The organism is Mycobacterium sp., from assembly GCF_032159775.1.
Taxonomy (GTDB): Bacteria; Actinomycetota; Actinomycetes; order Mycobacteriales; family Mycobacteriaceae; genus Mycobacterium.
Map to the genome: position 1 here is coordinate 1 of NZ_JAVHWK010000095.1, position 16,172 is coordinate 16,172.

Here is a 16,172-nt window from a genome sequence, read left to right on the forward strand (position 1 = left end):
TCGATCGGTACGGCGACATCGAGGTGCTCGAGGTGCGCGACGTCGAGCGACCTGCGCCCGGCGCGGGCGAGGTTCTCGTCGAGGTCAAAGCAGCGGGAATGAACCCCGGTGAGGCGTCCATCCGCAAGGGTTTGTTGAAGGACGTATTCCCCACCACATTCCCGTCCGGTCAGGGCAGCGACTTCGCGGGCGTCGTCGCCGAAACCGGTACGGGCGTCGATGATTTCAGACCCGGCGACCAGGTCATCGGATTCAGCGACAAGCGCGCGAGCCACGCGGAACACGTCGTCGTGGCCGCCGAGAACCTGATCGCCAAACCGGCCGTGGTGCCGTGGGAGGTGGCAGGGGCCCTGTACGTCGCCGGCACCTCCGCGTACGCGGCCGTGCGCGCCGTCGATTTGACGAAGGGTGACGTGGTCGCCGTCGCAGGCGCCGCGGGTGGGGTGGGCTCGATCGCTGTGCAGCTCGCGGCCCGGCGCGGTGCCACCGTTCTGGGTATCGCCGGCCCCTCGAACGACGAATGGCTGCGCGCACACGGGGTGATCCCGGTGAACTACGGCGACGACCTCGCCGGGCGGCTACGGGCCGCAACGCCCGGCGGCCGGATCGACGCGTTCCTCGACTTCTTCGGTGGCGGCTACGTCGAGCTCGCGGTCGACGAGTTGGGCGTGGCGCCGGAACGGGTGAACACCATCATCGACTTCGCCGCCGCCGAGCGGTTTGCGGTGCGGACATCGGGCAATGCGGACGCCGCCAATGCCGCCGTGCTGGCCGAACTGGCAGCTTTGGTCGCCGAAGGCCGGCTGGATGTGCCCATCGCCGAGGTATTCGCCCTCGATGACGTCCGCAACGCCTTTCGCACGCTGGAGCAGCGCCATACGCGCGGCAAGCTGGTGCTCCGCCCGTAACGGCTAGTGAACGGTCGGAAGTACGCCTTCTTCGGGGAACCTGCCGGTGGCCTGGAAGATGACGCGGCGGGCGACCTCGACGGCATGGTCGGCGAACCGCTCGTAGAAGCGGCTCAGCAGTGTCACGTCGACGGCGGCGGTGACGCCGTGCCTCCATTCCTTGTCCATCAGCACGCTGAAGAGATGACGGTGCAGATCGTCCATCGCATCGTCTTCCTCGCTGATGCGCGCCGCCTTCTCCGGGTCCTTAGTCAGCAGCACCTCCTGGGCGCTGTTACCCAGTTCGACTGCCACCCGGCCCATTTCGGCGAAGTAGCCGTTGACTTCTTCGGGCAGCGCATGCTGTGGGTGACGGCGGCGGGCGATTTTGGCGACGTGGAGAGCGAGGGCCCCCATCCGGTCGACGTCCGCAACGATCTGAATCGAGCTGACGATCGCCCGCAGGTCGCCGGCCACCGGAGCCTGCAGGGCGAGGAGCACGAATGCCGCCTCCTCGGCCTTGGCGCTCGACCCGCTGATTTGCTCGTGGTCGGTGATCACCTGCTCGGCCAGCACCAGGTCGGCCTGTAGCAGGGCCTGGGTCGCCCGCTCCATCGCAGCCCCCGCCAGCCCGCACATCTCACCCAGCTGGCTGGTTAGCGCGTCTAGCTGCTCGTGATATGCAGTTCGCATATGCCCAGCTTACGGGCTGGTCCGGCGAAGCGTCACGATGTGCAGGGTGAACGAAAGGTGAATGCCGCTTGCCCGATCGCGGCCGATGCCGCAGCTACTCGCAGCTGGTGTCGGCGGCGTTGGTGACCGAGAGGTCTTCCGGCAGCTGTGTCGGAGTGCTTCCCGTCGCGTGCAGGACGTGGACCTGTACCGAGGAACCGCTCGGTTTCGGCGGGCTCACCGTGCCGAAGTCGGAACCCAGCACTACCTGCACGGTGTTGCCCTTCCCGTTGACGCGCTCGATCGTCGGCTCGGTGAAGGCCGATGCCACCGTCGCCGCGGCCTCTTCGTTACCTGGCGAGAAGTACACCGTCGTCGAATTCAGCGGACCCGTCGGATAGTCGTCGGGGCTCTCGACCTTGAAGCCGTGCAACTGCAATTCGCTTGCAGCAGTTGCGCCAAGCCCATCCTGGCCCGTCGAGTTCGTCACCTGAACGGTCACCGAAGTCGGGTCGGTGGTGATGGCGTCGACCAACTCGTCGGCGGGCGCTGCGGTCTCCGGTTCCGGTGCTTGACTCGTCGGCGACTCGGATGTCTGTTTCGTCAGCGACTCCGGTGCACCGGGAACCGGAGTGTTGTCGGCGTTGCGCTCCTCGGGCAGCGGATCGTCGTTGATGATCGCGTCGAAGATCGCGCGGGTGTCGTCCTCGCGCAAATGCTCGTTGCCCCACTCGTCCATGTATCCCGTTGTCGGGACGGTGAGGAAGGTGATGCGACCCGCAGCGACGTTCTGCAGCGACTGGCCGAGCTCGACCAGGTCCTTGGTATTGATGTTGTCGACGTAACTGTCGTTGATGAATTGGTTGACCACGTTGTTGAGCTTGTTGAGCGAGAAGAAGACTTCCTTGGAGATCATCGAGCGCAGCAGCGACGACAGGAACAGCTGCTGACGCTTGATGCGTCCGTAGTCGCCGTTGGTCTCGGTGGTCACCTGCCGGGCGCGCACGTAGTTCAGCGCGGTGTGCCCGTCGACGGTCTGCCTGCCGGCGTTGGCCAGTACGGTGCCGAGTTCGTAGTCCTCTAGCGGGGTGGTGCTGCACACCTCCACGCCGCCGAGCGCATCGACCATCTTGGAGAATCCCGCGAAGTCGACGGCCATGAACCGGTTGATGGACAGACCCGACAGCTTCTGGATGACCTTCACCAGACACTTGGGCCCACCGAAGGAGAAGGCGGAGTTCAACTTCGTCTCGGTGTAGATCTGATCGGGACCGTAGGATTTGGTGTCCGCGTCATACAGCGGGCCGTACTCACCGGTCTCGGCGTTCCAGGCCTCGCACTGCATCGGCTCGATGTTCAGGTCACGCGGAAACGACACCGCAACAACGCGTTCCCGGTTAGCGGGGATGTTGACCAACATGATGGTGTCGGAGCGTGCGCCGCCCGCGTCCTCGGTGTTGCCCGCGCCCATGTCGGCGTTCGCGCCGAAGCGGCTGTCGATGCCGACGATGAGGAAGTTCTCGTCGCCGTACTGCCCATTGGGATCGATGATGTCGCGGGAGCTCTGGTCCAGCGCCGAGACCCGGTTGAGCATGTTGTTCTTGGACGACTGCCATTGCCAGGCGCCACCGGTCATCGCAAGCGCGAGCACTGCGAAGAGGGCGGCCAGGGAACGGCCCGCCAACATGACCCGGTGCCGCGACTTGCGCTTGGGCGGATCTACGGGTTCGCCGGCCGGCTGGCCCACGCGCTCCGGAGCGACACGCTCGAGCCGTGCACGACGCAACGCGGCCAGATCGGGGATCTCGTCGGCGTAGGACACCACGGGGATGATCTCGGTGTCCGGGTCGGGACGATCTTGTGGTTGCGGCCGGTTGGGCCGAAGCTGCCGCGGTTGCCGGGGCGGGGCCGCGGCTGGAGGCGCGGGGGGCTGACGTGGCGGCGGCGCCGCGGAACGTGGTGGTGTCGGCGCGGGCTCGGGTTCTGGCGCCGCGTGCCTGCTCGGGAGATCGGTCGCCGCGGCGCCGGTGACCTTCGCGATCAGGTCGGCGACCGTCACCCCGTCGGTGTGACTGTTCGTCTGCGATGAGGTGTCGTCGTCTGCTTCTGGGTCGCCAGAAGGTTTGCGCTCCCACGGCGCGGCGGATCGCGGTGGCAGCGGAGACCGGGAAAGCCACTGGTTGGCGCCGTTGGAATCGGACGCGCGCGGGCGACCAGGAGTGGCGTTATCGCCGTCACTCATGTCCCTACTGGCCTCCGACCGTATGAGCAGCGTGCGCGCCGGCGCGCATCAGCCGCTGCGCTGCCGCCCGAATTGAAGCGGCGATATCCGTGGCCCCGCGTCTGGAGCCGCAAACGACAAGACTCTTATCGTACTTAGAGATCCTGAGAGACGTAATGTCGAGATGGTCTCGGTTCACCCACCGGAATGCATCACATCAGCGCCGGTCGGCACGGTGCAGTCATCCGGGTCGGTCAGCCAGCCCTCCGGTAACGCCACCGACGCCGCCGACCCCTGACGTCCCCGTGGGCCGTTGGCGGCCGGAGGGAACGGCACGTCGGGGTCGAGTTCATCGAGCAGTTCGTCGAGCTCGGACCGGGTTTTGACCAGCGCCAATGCCCGGCGAAGCTGGGCTCCCGCCGGGAATCCGTGCAGGTACCACGCGACGTGTTTGCGGATGTCGCGCATGCCCTTGTCCTCGCCGAAGTGGGCGCTCAGCAGCTCGCCGTGCCTGCGGACGATCGTTGCGACCTCGCCGAGTGTGGGCGGTTTCACACCGGCACGACCGGCGAAGGCGTCGGACAATTCCGCGAAAAGCCACGGTCTGCCCAGGCAGCCGCGGCCGATGACAACCCCGTCGCAGCCGGTGGTGGCCATCATGGCCAGCGCATCGTCGGCGTCGAAGATGTCGCCGTTCCCGAGCACCGGAATGCTCGTGACGTGGGCTTTCAGCGCAGCGATCTGATTCCAGTCGGCGGTCCCGGAGTAGCGCTGCGCCGCAGTACGGGCATGCAGTGCGACGGCCGCGGCGCCCTCCTCGGCCGCGATACGTCCAGCGTCCAGGTGGGTGTGGTGGGCGTCGTCGATGCCGATCCGAAACTTCACCGTGACCGGGACGTTCGATCCATTGGCCGCGCGCACCGCTGCGGCCACGATCTGCCCGAAGAGCCTCCGTTTGAAGGGCAGTGCCGCGCCGCCGCCGCGCCTGGTCACCTTCGGCACCGGGCAGCCGAAATTCATGTCGATGTGATCGGCCAAGCCCTCGTCGGCGATCATCTTCGCCGCGGCGTACGTGTTGTCCGGGTCGACGGCGTACAGCTGCAGCGACCGAGGCGATTCGTCCGCCCGGAAGGTCGTCATGTGCATGGTCACCGGATGTCGTTCCACCAGTGCCCGGGCGGTGACCATCTCGCACACGTAGAGCCCGCTGACCGTTCCGGCCCGGGCTAGCTCGAGTTCGCGACACAGCGTGCGGAACGCGACATTGGTGACGCCGGCCATCGGGGCGAGCACCACAGGGCTGGCCAGTCCGATGGGCCCGATCTGCAACTGTGCGCGGGGCTGGGTCAGGACGGAGATGACGCGAAAACCTTCTTGGCGCTCACCCGTTCGGCCTTCTTAGCCTCTCGCTCGAGACGCTTCTGCTTGGCCACCTCGAACTTGTCGCACGTCTCCTCGAGCTCTTCGACAAGCACGCCGAGATCATCACGCATCCGGGCGGCCTCGCCGGTGAAGTCCTCGCGCTCGAAGATGCGCCACTTCTTCAGCACCGGCTTGACGACGTCGTCGAGGTGGATGCGGGGGTCATATACGCCGCCGACCGCGATGATCACGGCCTTGCGCCGGAACTCCGGAACGGTGAACCCCGGCATCTTGAAGTTGCGGAGCACACGGTGCAGCGAGTGCATCGCCTGGTCCGGTGCGATATCGAAACCGGCATCGCTGACATCGCGATAGAAGATCATGTGCAGGTTCTCGTCGGCCGAAACTCGTTGCAGCAGTTGGTCGGCGATGGTCTCGTTGCATGCCTTGCCGGTGTTGCGATGCGACACGCGGGTGGCCAGCTCCTGGAACGTCACATAGATGACGGAGTCGAACAGGCTAACCGCGAACAGGTCGCCCTGCTGATTCTGGCCGGGGCTGAATCCGCGGGTCACCTGCTCGAGGCGGAGGGTTTCCAGCGCGACCGGATCGATGGCGCGGGTGACGATCAGATAGTCGCGCAGCGCGATGCCGTGCCGGTTCTCCTCGGCGGTCCAGCGGTTCACCCACTGACCCCATGCGCCGTCCATGCCGAAGTTCATCGCGATCTCACGGTGATACGACGGCAGGTTGTCTTCGGTCAGCAGGTTCTGCACCATCGCGGTCTGTGCCACCTCGGACAGCTTCGACTGTCCCGGCTCCCAGTCCTGGCCGCCGAGTGCGTAGTAGTTCTTGCCGTCAGACCACGGGATGTAGTCGTGCGGGTTCCAGTCCTTGCGCATCGACAGGTGCCGGTTGAGGTTCTTCTCGACAACGGGCTCCAGCTCGCGCAGCAGGTGCAGGTCGGTCAAATTTTCGTGCATTAGGCCTGCGTCCTCCTCGGGTGCGGGGTGGCCGTGAACTGGCCGTACGGCTCCCGCAGTTATCTGTACCTGTTGGTTGCAGTCAATATATCTGTGTAACCCGGTGACATCAAGTTGGCCTGCGGTGTCCCCGGCGGCGGAAAGATCACGATTTTCGGCCGATACACCGCCCGGTTATTCCGCTGACGTGGACGTCGGTACTGCTCGCGGGTTGGGCTTGTCGGCGGTATTGTTTCCGCAGGGCTTGCAACCGCGCCTGAACTCCTGACAACCGTAGACCTCAGACATAGGTGGGCATGTGAAGAAGATCATCATTTCGGCCGGCGTTGGCGCCGCAGGAGTTGCGCTCGGGCTGTTCGGCGCCGGTGTCGCCTCCGCGGCACCCGATGTGGTGGGAATGACCTACGGCGACGCGGTTTCTGCAGTCGAGGAAGACGGTGGCACGGCGAAGATCGCGGTGACAGTCGGCGACCGCCAGGATGCGATGGGCGACTGCCTGGTGACCAACGCGACCGACGCCCCGTTCATTCGCGATTCCGAAGGCTCGTTCGGGCACGCCGACAGCGAGGTGCTGCTGACGCTGAACTGCAACCGCGGTGCCGCCACGGCCGGCGTGCCAGGCGCCTCGGCGGCCAGCCCCGAGGGCCGCGCCTTCACGGCCAAGGCCGAGGAAGCCGCCGCGGCCCAGCAGAGTCAGGCAGGCGAACTTACTGACGCCGGAGCAGTTCCCGGCGACACCGCCAACCAGGACATCCCGACCGGATAGTCAACACTCAGTAGCTCGACACCCTGCTGAGCAGCATGTCGACGCAGTAGTCGATGAACTGCTCGCGGGTGGCCGCCAGCCGGCCGTTCAAATAGGCGGTGAACAGGGTCGTCAGCGCACCGATCAGGCCGGTGGCCACCATGGCCTGCACGGCGGGGTCGGCGATGCGGGTCAACTTGTGCTGCAACAGTTCGATGAAGCTGGGCATCCAGTCGGCGCCCGACTGGGTCAGCACGGGCTCGACTGCCGGCGCCAACAACAGCACGCGGCCACGCGTCGGGTCGTCCACCATCAGCGCCACGAAACGCTCGACCGCATCGCGCGCGGTGGTCGACGACGACAGAGTGGACATCGCCGCCGCGCAGACGTCGTCGTAGACCGCACCGACGAACTGGTCACGGTCCGAGAAGCTCTCGTAGAAGTAGCGCTCGGTCAGGCCGGCCGCCTTGCAGACCGCGCGCACCGTCAGGACAGGACCGCCTTCGCTGCCCAACAGGCCCACGCCCGCGGCGATCAGGTCTTCGCGGCGCAGCGCCTGGCGATCCTCGAGCGGGACGCCCGACCATCGGCCTCGTCGTTGACCGCCGGCCACATCACTCCTACAATCAGGTTGACAACGTACGTAGTCAGAATGCCACCCACGCCCATCGAAAGCACATCAGTGACTCAAGATACGTCTGAGGTATGCCCGGCGTCCGAAGAAACCACACCATCGGGTTGCCCCGTCTCCGGAGGCGGATATGACGCCCCACCCGAGCCGCTCGGCCCAGACTCGTTGACGTGGAAGTACTTCGGCCAGTGGACCGGGATGTTGCAGGGCAGCTGGGCGGGCTCGATGCAGAACATGCATCCCCAGTTGGGTGCTGCGGTCAAGGATCACTCGATCTTCTTCATGGAGCGGATGCCGCGGTTGTACCGGTCGGTGTATCCGATCGGCGGCGTGGTCTTCGACGGCGACCGCGCGCCGAAGACGGGTGCCGAGGTACGCGACTACCACATCGGCATCAAGGGCGTCGACGACCAGGGGCGCCGGTACAGCGCTCTGAACCCCGACGTCTTCTATTGGGCGCACGCCACCTTCTTCAAGTCCGTCCTGTTGGCAGCGGAACGCTTCCGGGGCGGGCTGACCGAGGACCAGAAGCGCCAGTTGTTCGATGAACACGTCACCTGGTACCGGATGTACGGGATGAGCATGCGGCCAGTGCCCAAGACGTGGGAGGAATTTCAGGAGTACTGGGATCACATGTGCCACAACGTGTTGGAGAACAACTGGGCGGCACGCGAAGTCCTCGATCTGTCCACCATGACCAAACACCCGTCATTGGAGTGGATCCCGGACTGGCTGTGGCGGATCAATCTGAAAGTGATGCAACGGTTGCTGCTGTTCGTCACCATCGGCCTCTACGACCCGCCCGTCCGCGAACTGATGGGCTACACGTGGTCGCCTCGCCAGGAGTGGCTGCACCGACGCCTTGGAAACCTGGTGCACCTCGCCACCGGGCTGACGCCACAGCGCTTAATGATGCACCCGCGCAAACGCAGCGCCGTCGACCGTGCGAGCGGACGGCTGCCGTCGGACGCGCCGCTGGTGGAGACGCCGGCGCGCAACCTGCCGCCGGTGGGGCACCGCGACAACGGAATGCACTACTGCCCGGTGACAGCCGGGTAGCGAGCCCGCAGCACAGGCGCGCTAGCGTAAGGGCGTGCAGGCGCCGGAACTTCTTGGCGGCCGCTACGAACTGCGGGGGGTCCTGGGTCGCGGCGGGATGGCCGAGGTACGCGACGGTTGGGATACGAGGCTGCACCGGCCCGTCGCGGTCAAGCTGCTGCATCCCGCGTTCAGCGTTTCCCCCGACAGTCGCAGGCGTTTCGAGATCGAAGCACGGGCCGCCGCCGGCCTGAATCATCCCCACATCGTGGCTGTGCACGACAGCGGTGAGCACGCCGGCACGCCGTTCATCGTGATGGAGCGGTTGTCCGGGCGGACACTGGCCGACGAGCTGACCGGTGGCCCGCTACCGCAAGCCCGGGTCCGGTGGATCCTCGACGCCGTGCTGTCGGCATTGACCGCCGCGCATGCGGCTGGAATCCTGCACCGCGACATCAAGCCCGCCAATATTTTGTTCACCACCGCCGGCGATGTGAAGGTCGCAGATTTCGGCATCGCGAAAAGCGCTGAGACGCCCGCGACGATGACCGGGCAGATAGTCGGCACCCCGGCTTATCTCAGCGCCGACCGGGTAGCGGGTCGGCCCGCGACGGTCGCCGACGACCTGTACGCCGTCGGTGCGGTCGGGTACGAGGCGCTGACCGGACGGCCGCCGTATCCACAGGAGAACCTGGCGGCGTTGGTGAGGGCGATCAGCGTGGAGACGCCGCCGCCGCTGCCGATGCTGCGCCCCGACGTGGAGCCGGCACTGGGCGCAACGATCGACAAGGCGATGGCGCACGACCCGTCATGGCGCTTTCCCAGCGCCGACGCGATGAGGGCCGCATTGGCCGGTGTCCCGCAACCTAATTCGGTCCGGCCGCCGACTTTGGTGCTGGCCGAGCCGCTGCCCACGTCCGCCACATTGGCCGTCGCCGTGCCGACGCGACACAGCCGGACCCGCACAATCGTCGCGTTGGCCGCGGTGCTGCTCGCGATCGTCCTGGCGGCAGTGCTGATCTTCTTCGAGACCGGATCGCCACCGTCGGCACCGAGCCCGGCGACCTCCAGCACGTCCCTGTCGCCTCCGCCCTCGCCATCATCGGTGTTGCCGCCGCCACCGCCACCGCCACCACCGCCGGTGCAGGTCGACCGGGAACCGCCCGGCAAGAAGAAGGACCACGGCAACGGCAATGGCAAGAAAGAGCATTGAGGCGCACGACCACGCACAAGGTTGCGGATCTGATCCCTCAGCCCCTCGCCTCGGCTAACCTGCGATTCCTATCCCGCTCTGCAGAAGGAGCGCACCATGGCCGTTCCTGATTCCGTACTTGTCACGGGGGCATACGGCCTGGTTGGTCGACCGGTGGTGGAGCGGCTGGTGGCCGACGGTCACACGGTGATCGCCACCGCGCACCGGACAGTCAAACCGTCGCTGCCCGCGGCGGTCGACGTCCGGTCGGTCGATCTGACGAAGCCGGATCAGGTCAGCGCAGTGCTCGCCGATGTATCGCCATCGGCGATCGTCCATCTGGCGGCGTGCATTCCGCCGATGTGTTACGCCAACGGCGCGTTGGCACGGGCGGTGAACGTCGACGCGACCGCAGCGCTTGTCCGCGCCGCGGAGGCGATGCCCGCGCCTCCGCGCTTCGTCCACGCATCCAGCATGGCGGTCTACGGCAGCCGCAACCCGCACCGATTCACCGACCTGCTCACTCCCGAAACTCCGCCATTGGCATCCGAACTCTACGGCTGCCACAAGCTGGAAGCCGAAAACATCGTCCGCTCTTCATCTTTGGAGTGGTCGATTCTCCGGCTCAGTGGCGTCACCACCCTCGACCCGCTCATCGACTACGGAGATTTCGATTCGTTCTACTTCGGCGCGTTGATGCCCGAGGACAACCGTTGCCACTCCGTCGACGTCCGCGATGTCGCCACGGCGTTCGCAGCGGCAGTCACCACCGATGCGGTGCGGGAGGTCTTCATGATCGCCGGCGACGACTCCCATAAACACAACCAATCCGAACTGGGCCGCATGGGCTACGAGGCGGTGGGGATGGGCGCGCTGGTTATGCCCGGCCGTCCGGGTGATCCCGACAGTGACGCCAATTGGTACCCCTTGGACTGGATGGACACCACCCGCTCCCAGCAGGTGCTGTCGTTTCAGCGGTACAGCAGTTCGGAGTCGTATGACGAGATTCGCGCCAGAATGGGCTGGAAGGCGCATGCGTTCCGAATGGCAGCGCCGATGGCCGCCGGTGTGATGCGGCGAAAAGCCCCGTACTACAAGCAACCCGGCCAATACGCCGATCCGTGGGGCCGGATCCGGGACAGGTGGGGAGACCCCGCGCCGGACGCGGTACGTCGGGCGCAGCCCCCGGACATGTAGATCAGCCTCCGCGGCTAGTCCAGCCGCCCGGCGTCGACGATGCGCAGGACGGCCGCGCCCTCTTCGTCGGACGCCTCCAGTTCCACCTCCGCCTCAAAGCCCCAGTCGTGGTCGCCCGCAGGATCATCCAGTATCTGGCGCACCCACCACATGCCGGGCCGTCGGTCGATGATCAGCAGCGCGGGCCCGCGGGCGTTCGCACCGATGCCCACGTCGTCGTGCTCGGCGAAGTACGCGTCCCCGACCTCCTGCCAACGTGGCGCCGACCAACCAGAGTCGCGGTCCAATTCGCCGAGGTCATGCCAGCGGCGACGGGAGAACAGCTCCACCCGTTTGAACAACGCGTTGCGGACCATCGCGGTGAACGCTCTCTCGTTCCCGGTCAGCGGCCGCGGGCGTGCAGGTACCGCCACCGGAGCATCCAGCGGTTGGTCCGGGCTGGTGAGCTGCTCCCACTCGTCGAGCAGACTCGAATCCACTTGACGGACAAGCTCACCGAGCCACTCGACGATGTCGACGACCCCCTCGGTCCGTGCCGCGGCGGGCACCCCGGACCGCAGCGCCTTGAAGGCGTCGGAGAGGTAGCGCAGCACAGCGCCCTCGGAACGGGTCAGGCCGTAGACGCTGATGAACTCCCGGAATGTGAACGCGCGCTCCCACATCTCGCGGACAACGGACTTCGGAGACAGCCGCGCATCGGCGGCCCACGGGTTGCTCTGCAGGTAAACCTCGAAGGCGTGGTCGAGCAGGTCCTCCAGAGGCTTGGGATAGGTGACGTCGTCCAGCAGTTCCATTCGCTCGTCGTATTCGATGCCCTCGGCCTTCATCGCAGCCACGGCCTCGCCCCTGGCCTTGTTCAGCTGCGCGGCCAGGATCTGGCGCGGGTCCTCCAGAGTTGCCTCGATGACCGAAACCACGTCCAGCGCATACGATTCCGATGCGGGATCGAGCACGTCGACGGCGGCGAGCGCGAACGTCGACAGTGGTTGGTTCAGGGCGAAGTCGGGCGGCAGGTCGACGGTCAGGGCGTAGCGCCTGCCGTCTGGCCCCGGCTCGTCGAGCCGCTCCAGAACGCCGGCCTGCAGCAGTGAGCGGGCGATGCCGACCGCCTCGCGGATGTGGGCGAGCTGGCGCTTGCGTGGCTCGTGGTTGTCGGTGAGCAGCCTGCGCATCGCGACGAATGGGTCACCTGGACGGTCGACGACGTCGAGGATCATCGCCGTGCTCACCCGCATGTTGCTTGTCAGCGCTTCGGGGGCCGCGTCGACCAACCGGGTCATGGTCGACTCGCTCCACGGCACCATTCCCTCGGGAATCTTGCGGCGCACCAGTTTTCGACGCTTCTTCGGGTCATCGGCGACTTTGGCGAACTGCTTGAGATTCTCCACCTCGTGTTCGGGCGCTTGGACGACGACGGTGCCTGCCGTGTCGTAGCCTGCCCGTCCTGCCCGACCGGCGATCTGGTGGAACTCGCGCGCGCTGAGCAGCCGGGTACGGGTGCCGTCGTACTTGGACAGCGCCGAGAAGACGACGGTACGAATCGGCACGTTGATGCCGACGCCGAGGGTGTCGGTGCCGCAGATGACCTTGAGTAGGCCGGCCTGGGCCAGCTGTTCAACCAGCCGTCGGTACTTGGGCAGCATCCCGGCGTGGTGGACGCCGATCCCGTGGCGCACCAGTCGCGACAACGTGGTGCCGAACGCGGACGAGAACCGGAACCCGCCGATAAGGTCGGCGATCGCCTTCTTCTCCTCCTTGCTGCTCACGTTGACGCTCATCAGTGCCTGGGCCCGCTCCAGTGCGGAGGCCTGGGTGAAGTGGACGACATAGATCGGTGCCTGCTTCGTGTCGAGCAGGTCGCCGATCGTCTCGTGCATCGGCGTGGTCGCGTAGTAGTAATGCAGCGGGACCGGACGCTCGGCGTTGGCAATCAGCGCCGTCGGCCGACCGGTGCGCCGGGTGAGGTCCTCACGGAGGAACGTGACGTCGCCGAGGGTCGCCGACATCAGCAGGAACTGCGCGTTCGGCAACTCCAACAGCGGCACCTGCCAGGCCCAGCCGCGGCCGGGGTCGCCGTAGAAGTGGAACTCGTCCATCACGACGAGGCCGATGTCGGCGTCTGCCCCTTCACGCAGGGCGATGTTCGCCAGCACCTCCGCCGTGCAGGCGATGATCGGCGCCGCGGCGTTGACCGACGCGTCGCCGGTGAGCATGCCGACGTTCGTCGCACCGAACACGTCGCAGAGCGCGAAGAACTTCTCGCTCACCAACGCCTTGATCGGCGCGGTGTAATAGCTTGCGGCCCCAGCTGCCAGCGCCGCGTACAGCGCGCCGGTGGCTACCAGTGACTTGCCGGAACCGGTCGGCGTGGCAAGCACGACGTTGGCGCCGCTGACCAGTTCGATCAGCGCCTCCTCCTGCGCCGGGTACAGCGTGGTGCCGCTCTCCTGAGCCCATGCGGCGAAGGAGGCGAAAAGCTCGTCGGGATCGGCGCCCTTGGCGCGAAGCACGGAGAGGTCGCTCGGGTCGTCGAGCAGGTCAGGCGCCACCAGGGCGCTCAGCGCGCGACGAGTGCGCTGTACTGCGGGCAATAGATGCTGACGGCGCCCCTGAGCAAACCCACCGACTGCCCTTTGTCGAGCCCCTTCGACCTCAGGCTGCTGACCACGCCCCGAATCGTGGGTGCCGGTTCGATCCTGCCTGCGTCCATTGCCGAGCAGATGCCGCGCCCGACCTGGACTGCCTCGCCGGGGGAGGGCACCGGGATGTTGAGCTGCTTGACGATGCCGATGAATGCATCGTCCTCAGGAGTGGCGTTCGCCGACCCGGTTCCCAAGGTGAGGGCGACGCTGAGGCTCGCTGTCGCAATCGGCGCGACCAATGCCCCTCTCGGGAACCGCCGAGTAAGCATTGGTGCTCCTGTGATCAAGGTGTCGGGAATGTCGATGACGATAGGGCAATCGAGCGATCGCCGGGTGACCACGGTCCCCGGCGGGACCCGAAAACAACATGCTGTAGCCGCGATCCATAGGGAAACACCCTATTTTTCTGTGGCCCCTCTCAACCTAGCGTTTCCCGTAAGCCGTCACCGGAAGGAAAGAACATGACCGTAAAGCAGTTGCCTGCCGCCCTCGCTGCGGCGAGCGCAATGGTCGCAATCGGTGCGCTCGCCATGCCGGCGGCCGCGCAGGGGCGCCCGCTTCTACCTCTGCCGCTGGCCCCTGCATGCGCCGCGTACCAGTTTCCCGGCGGGCTGGTGGATATCAAGTACCAGGCCGTCACCGGAAACACTACGTTCGAGACCGTGAACGCGAGCACGACCGTCGACACCACGGCCATATCGCACTATCCCAACGGTGGCGATTTGTCGGGCCCAGTGACCGGCTATATCCACGGGGTCGGTATTCACCTGGAGGTAGGGCGTGGGGACCGCCCGACTCTGATCCTCGATGGGCTGATCGGTCCCGACAACCGGGCACACGGCACGCTCAAGTTGAACGGCGACACACAGAACTGGGACTCGAACACGCAGTTCGCCTGCGTCGCGAATCCGGAGCCCGAGAAGGTGGGTCCGTCGCCCAAACAGGCGGACACGGGTGGGGCCCCGGCGGGACCGAAGCAGCTGGCGCCCGAGCAGCAGGGCCCGAAGCCACTTGGGGACGCAACGGTCATCGCGGACACGGATATCTACGACAAGCCCGACGGCCAGGGCCAGAAGATCGGCACCCTGTTGGCCGGCGAAGTACATCCGCTCATGGAGCCCTGCCGGGACGACTGGTGCCGTGTCGGGCAGATCGAACTGGGTGGCTTTCCCGGGCTGCCTAACGGGACAGCGTGGGTCTACTCGAAGGGCTTCCTCTCGTTCTCCTGATTCGACGGCGGAACTCATGGCCCAGGAATCCGGGTGAGGACGTAGTACGCGGGGTCGTCGATCGTCCAAGGCGAAGACGCCGGCCACCGCCACGGTTGACCGCCGGGGTCATTGGTCGCTTGCAGGAGATACTGGCCCGACGTCGGCTCTCCGGTCAAAACACGGTGGCGATAGTTCAAGCGCAGCAATGCATTACGGAACCCAGTCGTTGTCTGCAAATCCTGGCGAATCACCGAATTCAGTCTCGCCATGTCACTGAAGTCGTCGACTACCTTGCAGTCGCAGAAGTAGGCGAACGCGCCGATCTCCCCGTGGAATTCGACCGTGTCATCGCCGACTATCTGACCGACGGCCTTCGCCATGTCTTCGGCCTCCGCGCTGCTCTGCCAGTTCGTGGTGATCGGCGCGAACGCAGTGAGGCCGTTGTTTACCAGTACGGCGAGCGACATGACCGCAAGGACTCCGGCCATCCAGCGCAGGGACAACCATTGTCGATGGCGTCGGACCAGGAGCACCAGCGCTCCTAGTGTGATGGCGGAGAAACTCAGGCCGTAGTACCAGTGGTACGGCGGCGGATGCAGGAGGGTGTACGCGCCATAGTGCGCGAACCCGGCGAGGATCAGCAGCACCGCAGGCCGAGAGCCCCGGGAAGATGTCGCCTCTGGTGAGGACCTAATGGTGTGGACGACGCAAAGCGCGAGGACGCACACTGCGGGGATTGCGACGGCAGTGATGACTGCGAACGGATATTGCCCAACGTAAAGCACTAAGCCAGTGCCGAAACTGTGTCCGCGCCAAGGCAGCTGATGACGCTTGAGAAGGACGGTGTCGGGCACCGCCGACCCGAGCAGAAACCAGCTCGTCAGCACCCACGGCGCAACGATCGCAATGGCCGAGCCAACAGCCATTGCCCACTTCTTTACCGACCGTCCGAGGGAGAAGGCCAGTATGACCGCGAACAGCACGCCGTCGGGACGGGTCAGGATGAGGGCACCGGCCAAGACGCCGAACAGGAGCGCGTTCCTGGCTTCCGCGGCTACGACCAGCCAAGCCAAAAGCATGACGAACAAGGCACTCTCGAGGCCGGCTGACGCAACCATGATCGGGTTCAACTCGACCAGTGCGGTGATTGCAAGCGGCCATAGCATGGCCGTCGCGGCATCGTCGTCGGATGGCACTAGCCTGCCGACGGCAACAAACGTCAGTGCGACGCACACCACATAGAGGACTCCAGCCGCCAACACGCTGTTGCCGGTGAGCTTCGTCAGGACCGCCAAGGCCATCACATTGAGCGGCGACGTTGCGGTGTTCGATACTTGTCCGCTGACTAACCCCCAGTGAAGATGTTCAGCCAGATTGCGGGCATAGCTGAG

The 16,172-nt window shown here is 65.9% G+C and carries 14 protein-coding genes; 6 read left to right on the forward strand and 8 right to left on the reverse strand.

Annotation, left to right across the window (positions count from 1 at the left end; genetic code table 11):
• The coding region (locus QOJ24_RS10335; protein ID WP_526260896.1) for an NADP-dependent oxidoreductase at positions 1-908 on the forward strand (908 nt) is incomplete at its 5' end.
• A 3-nt stretch (positions 909-911) separates the two neighbouring features.
• Here the strand turns inward: QOJ24_RS10335 and phoU are convergent.
• The 4 genes from phoU to QOJ24_RS10355 all read right to left on the reverse strand — a co-directional run bounded on the left by phoU (position 912) and on the right by QOJ24_RS10355 (position 6,125).
• Positions 912-1,580, reverse strand: a complete 669-nt coding sequence (phoU, locus tag QOJ24_RS10340) for a phosphate signaling complex protein PhoU (RefSeq protein ID WP_526260897.1) — start codon at positions 1,578-1,580, stop codon at positions 912-914.
• Between the two features lie 94 nt (positions 1,581-1,674).
• The gene (locus tag QOJ24_RS10345; protein ID WP_526260898.1) at positions 1,675-3,801 is read right to left on the reverse strand and encodes an LCP family protein; all 2,127 of its coding nucleotides are present in this window, start codon (positions 3,799-3,801) and stop codon (positions 1,675-1,677) included.
• A gap of 174 nt (positions 3,802-3,975) precedes the next feature.
• Entirely contained in the window at positions 3,976-5,139 is a 1,164-nt protein-coding gene (gene dusB, locus QOJ24_RS10350) for a tRNA dihydrouridine synthase DusB (protein ID WP_526260909.1), read from the reverse strand.
• Positions 5,127-6,125: an acyl-ACP desaturase gene (locus QOJ24_RS10355; RefSeq protein ID WP_526260899.1), complete on the reverse strand. Its 999-nt coding sequence runs from the start codon at positions 6,123-6,125 to the stop codon at positions 5,127-5,129. The genes dusB and QOJ24_RS10355 overlap by 13 nt, the downstream gene beginning before the upstream one ends.
• Positions 6,126-6,423: 298 nt before the next feature.
• Here QOJ24_RS10355 and QOJ24_RS10360 point away from each other — a divergent pair, with 298 nt between their 5' ends.
• On the forward strand, positions 6,424-6,891 hold the full coding sequence (locus QOJ24_RS10360; RefSeq protein WP_526260900.1) for a hypothetical protein: 468 nt from the start codon (positions 6,424-6,426) through the stop codon (positions 6,889-6,891).
• Positions 6,892-6,898: 7 nt separating this feature from the next.
• Here QOJ24_RS10360 and QOJ24_RS10365 read toward each other — a convergent pair whose 3' ends face one another.
• Positions 6,899-7,483 carry a TetR/AcrR family transcriptional regulator gene (locus QOJ24_RS10365; RefSeq protein WP_526260901.1) on the reverse strand — a complete coding sequence of 195 codons (585 nt, stop codon included), beginning with the start codon at positions 7,481-7,483 and terminating at the stop codon, positions 6,899-6,901.
• Positions 7,484-7,552: 69 nt separating this feature from the next.
• On the opposite strand from QOJ24_RS10365, the gene QOJ24_RS10370 reads away from it, so the two are divergent.
• From QOJ24_RS10370 to QOJ24_RS10380, 3 genes are all read left to right on the forward strand, one after another.
• Positions 7,553-8,560: an oxygenase MpaB family protein gene (locus tag QOJ24_RS10370; protein WP_526260902.1), complete on the forward strand. Its 1,008-nt coding sequence runs from the start codon at positions 7,553-7,555 to the stop codon at positions 8,558-8,560.
• Between the two features lie 34 nt (positions 8,561-8,594).
• Complete coding sequence (locus tag QOJ24_RS10375; RefSeq protein WP_526260903.1) at positions 8,595-9,752, forward strand: serine/threonine-protein kinase; 1,158 nt, start codon at positions 8,595-8,597, stop codon at positions 9,750-9,752.
• A 96-nt stretch (positions 9,753-9,848) separates the two neighbouring features.
• Positions 9,849-10,928, forward strand: a complete 1,080-nt coding sequence (locus tag QOJ24_RS10380; RefSeq protein ID WP_526260904.1) for an NAD-dependent epimerase/dehydratase family protein — start codon at positions 9,849-9,851, stop codon at positions 10,926-10,928.
• Positions 10,929-10,942: 14 nt separating this feature from the next.
• Here the strand turns inward: QOJ24_RS10380 and QOJ24_RS10385 are convergent, their stop codons facing one another.
• The gene (locus QOJ24_RS10385; RefSeq protein WP_526260905.1) at positions 10,943-13,477 is read right to left on the reverse strand and encodes a DEAD/DEAH box helicase; all 2,535 of its coding nucleotides are present in this window, start codon (positions 13,475-13,477) and stop codon (positions 10,943-10,945) included.
• A gap of 8 nt (positions 13,478-13,485) precedes the next feature.
• Complete coding sequence (locus QOJ24_RS10390) at positions 13,486-13,839, reverse strand: DUF732 domain-containing protein (protein WP_526260906.1); 354 nt, start codon at positions 13,837-13,839, stop codon at positions 13,486-13,488.
• Between the two features lie 192 nt (positions 13,840-14,031).
• Here QOJ24_RS10390 and QOJ24_RS10395 point away from each other — a divergent pair, with 192 nt between their 5' ends.
• Entirely contained in the window at positions 14,032-14,799 is a 768-nt protein-coding gene (locus QOJ24_RS10395) for a hypothetical protein (protein ID WP_526260907.1), read from the forward strand.
• 14 nt (positions 14,800-14,813) lie between these two features.
• Here the strand turns inward: QOJ24_RS10395 and QOJ24_RS10400 are convergent.
• Positions 14,814-16,172: glycosyltransferase family protein (locus QOJ24_RS10400; protein ID WP_526260908.1), on the reverse strand; the 1,359-nt coding region annotated here is incomplete at its 5' end.

Bases quoted from the DNA above. Each gene is read 5' to 3' on its own strand.
- QOJ24_RS10355 (WP_526260899.1), bottom strand. From the start codon at position 6,125: ATGCACGAAAATTTGACCGACCTGCACCTGCTGCGCGAGCTGGAGCCC.
- QOJ24_RS10395 (WP_526260907.1), top strand. From the start codon at position 14,032: ATGACCGTAAAGCAGTTGCCTGCCGCCCTCGCTGCGGCGAGCGCAATG.
- QOJ24_RS10390 (WP_526260906.1), bottom strand. From the start codon at position 13,839: ATGCTTACTCGGCGGTTCCCGAGAGGGGCATTGGTCGCGCCGATTGCG.
- phoU (WP_526260897.1), bottom strand. From the start codon at position 1,580: ATGCGAACTGCATATCACGAGCAGCTAGACGCGCTAACCAGCCAGCTG.
- QOJ24_RS10380 (WP_526260904.1), top strand. From the start codon at position 9,849: ATGGCCGTTCCTGATTCCGTACTTGTCACGGGGGCATACGGCCTGGTT.
- QOJ24_RS10345 (WP_526260898.1), bottom strand. From the start codon at position 3,801: ATGAGTGACGGCGATAACGCCACTCCTGGTCGCCCGCGCGCGTCCGAT.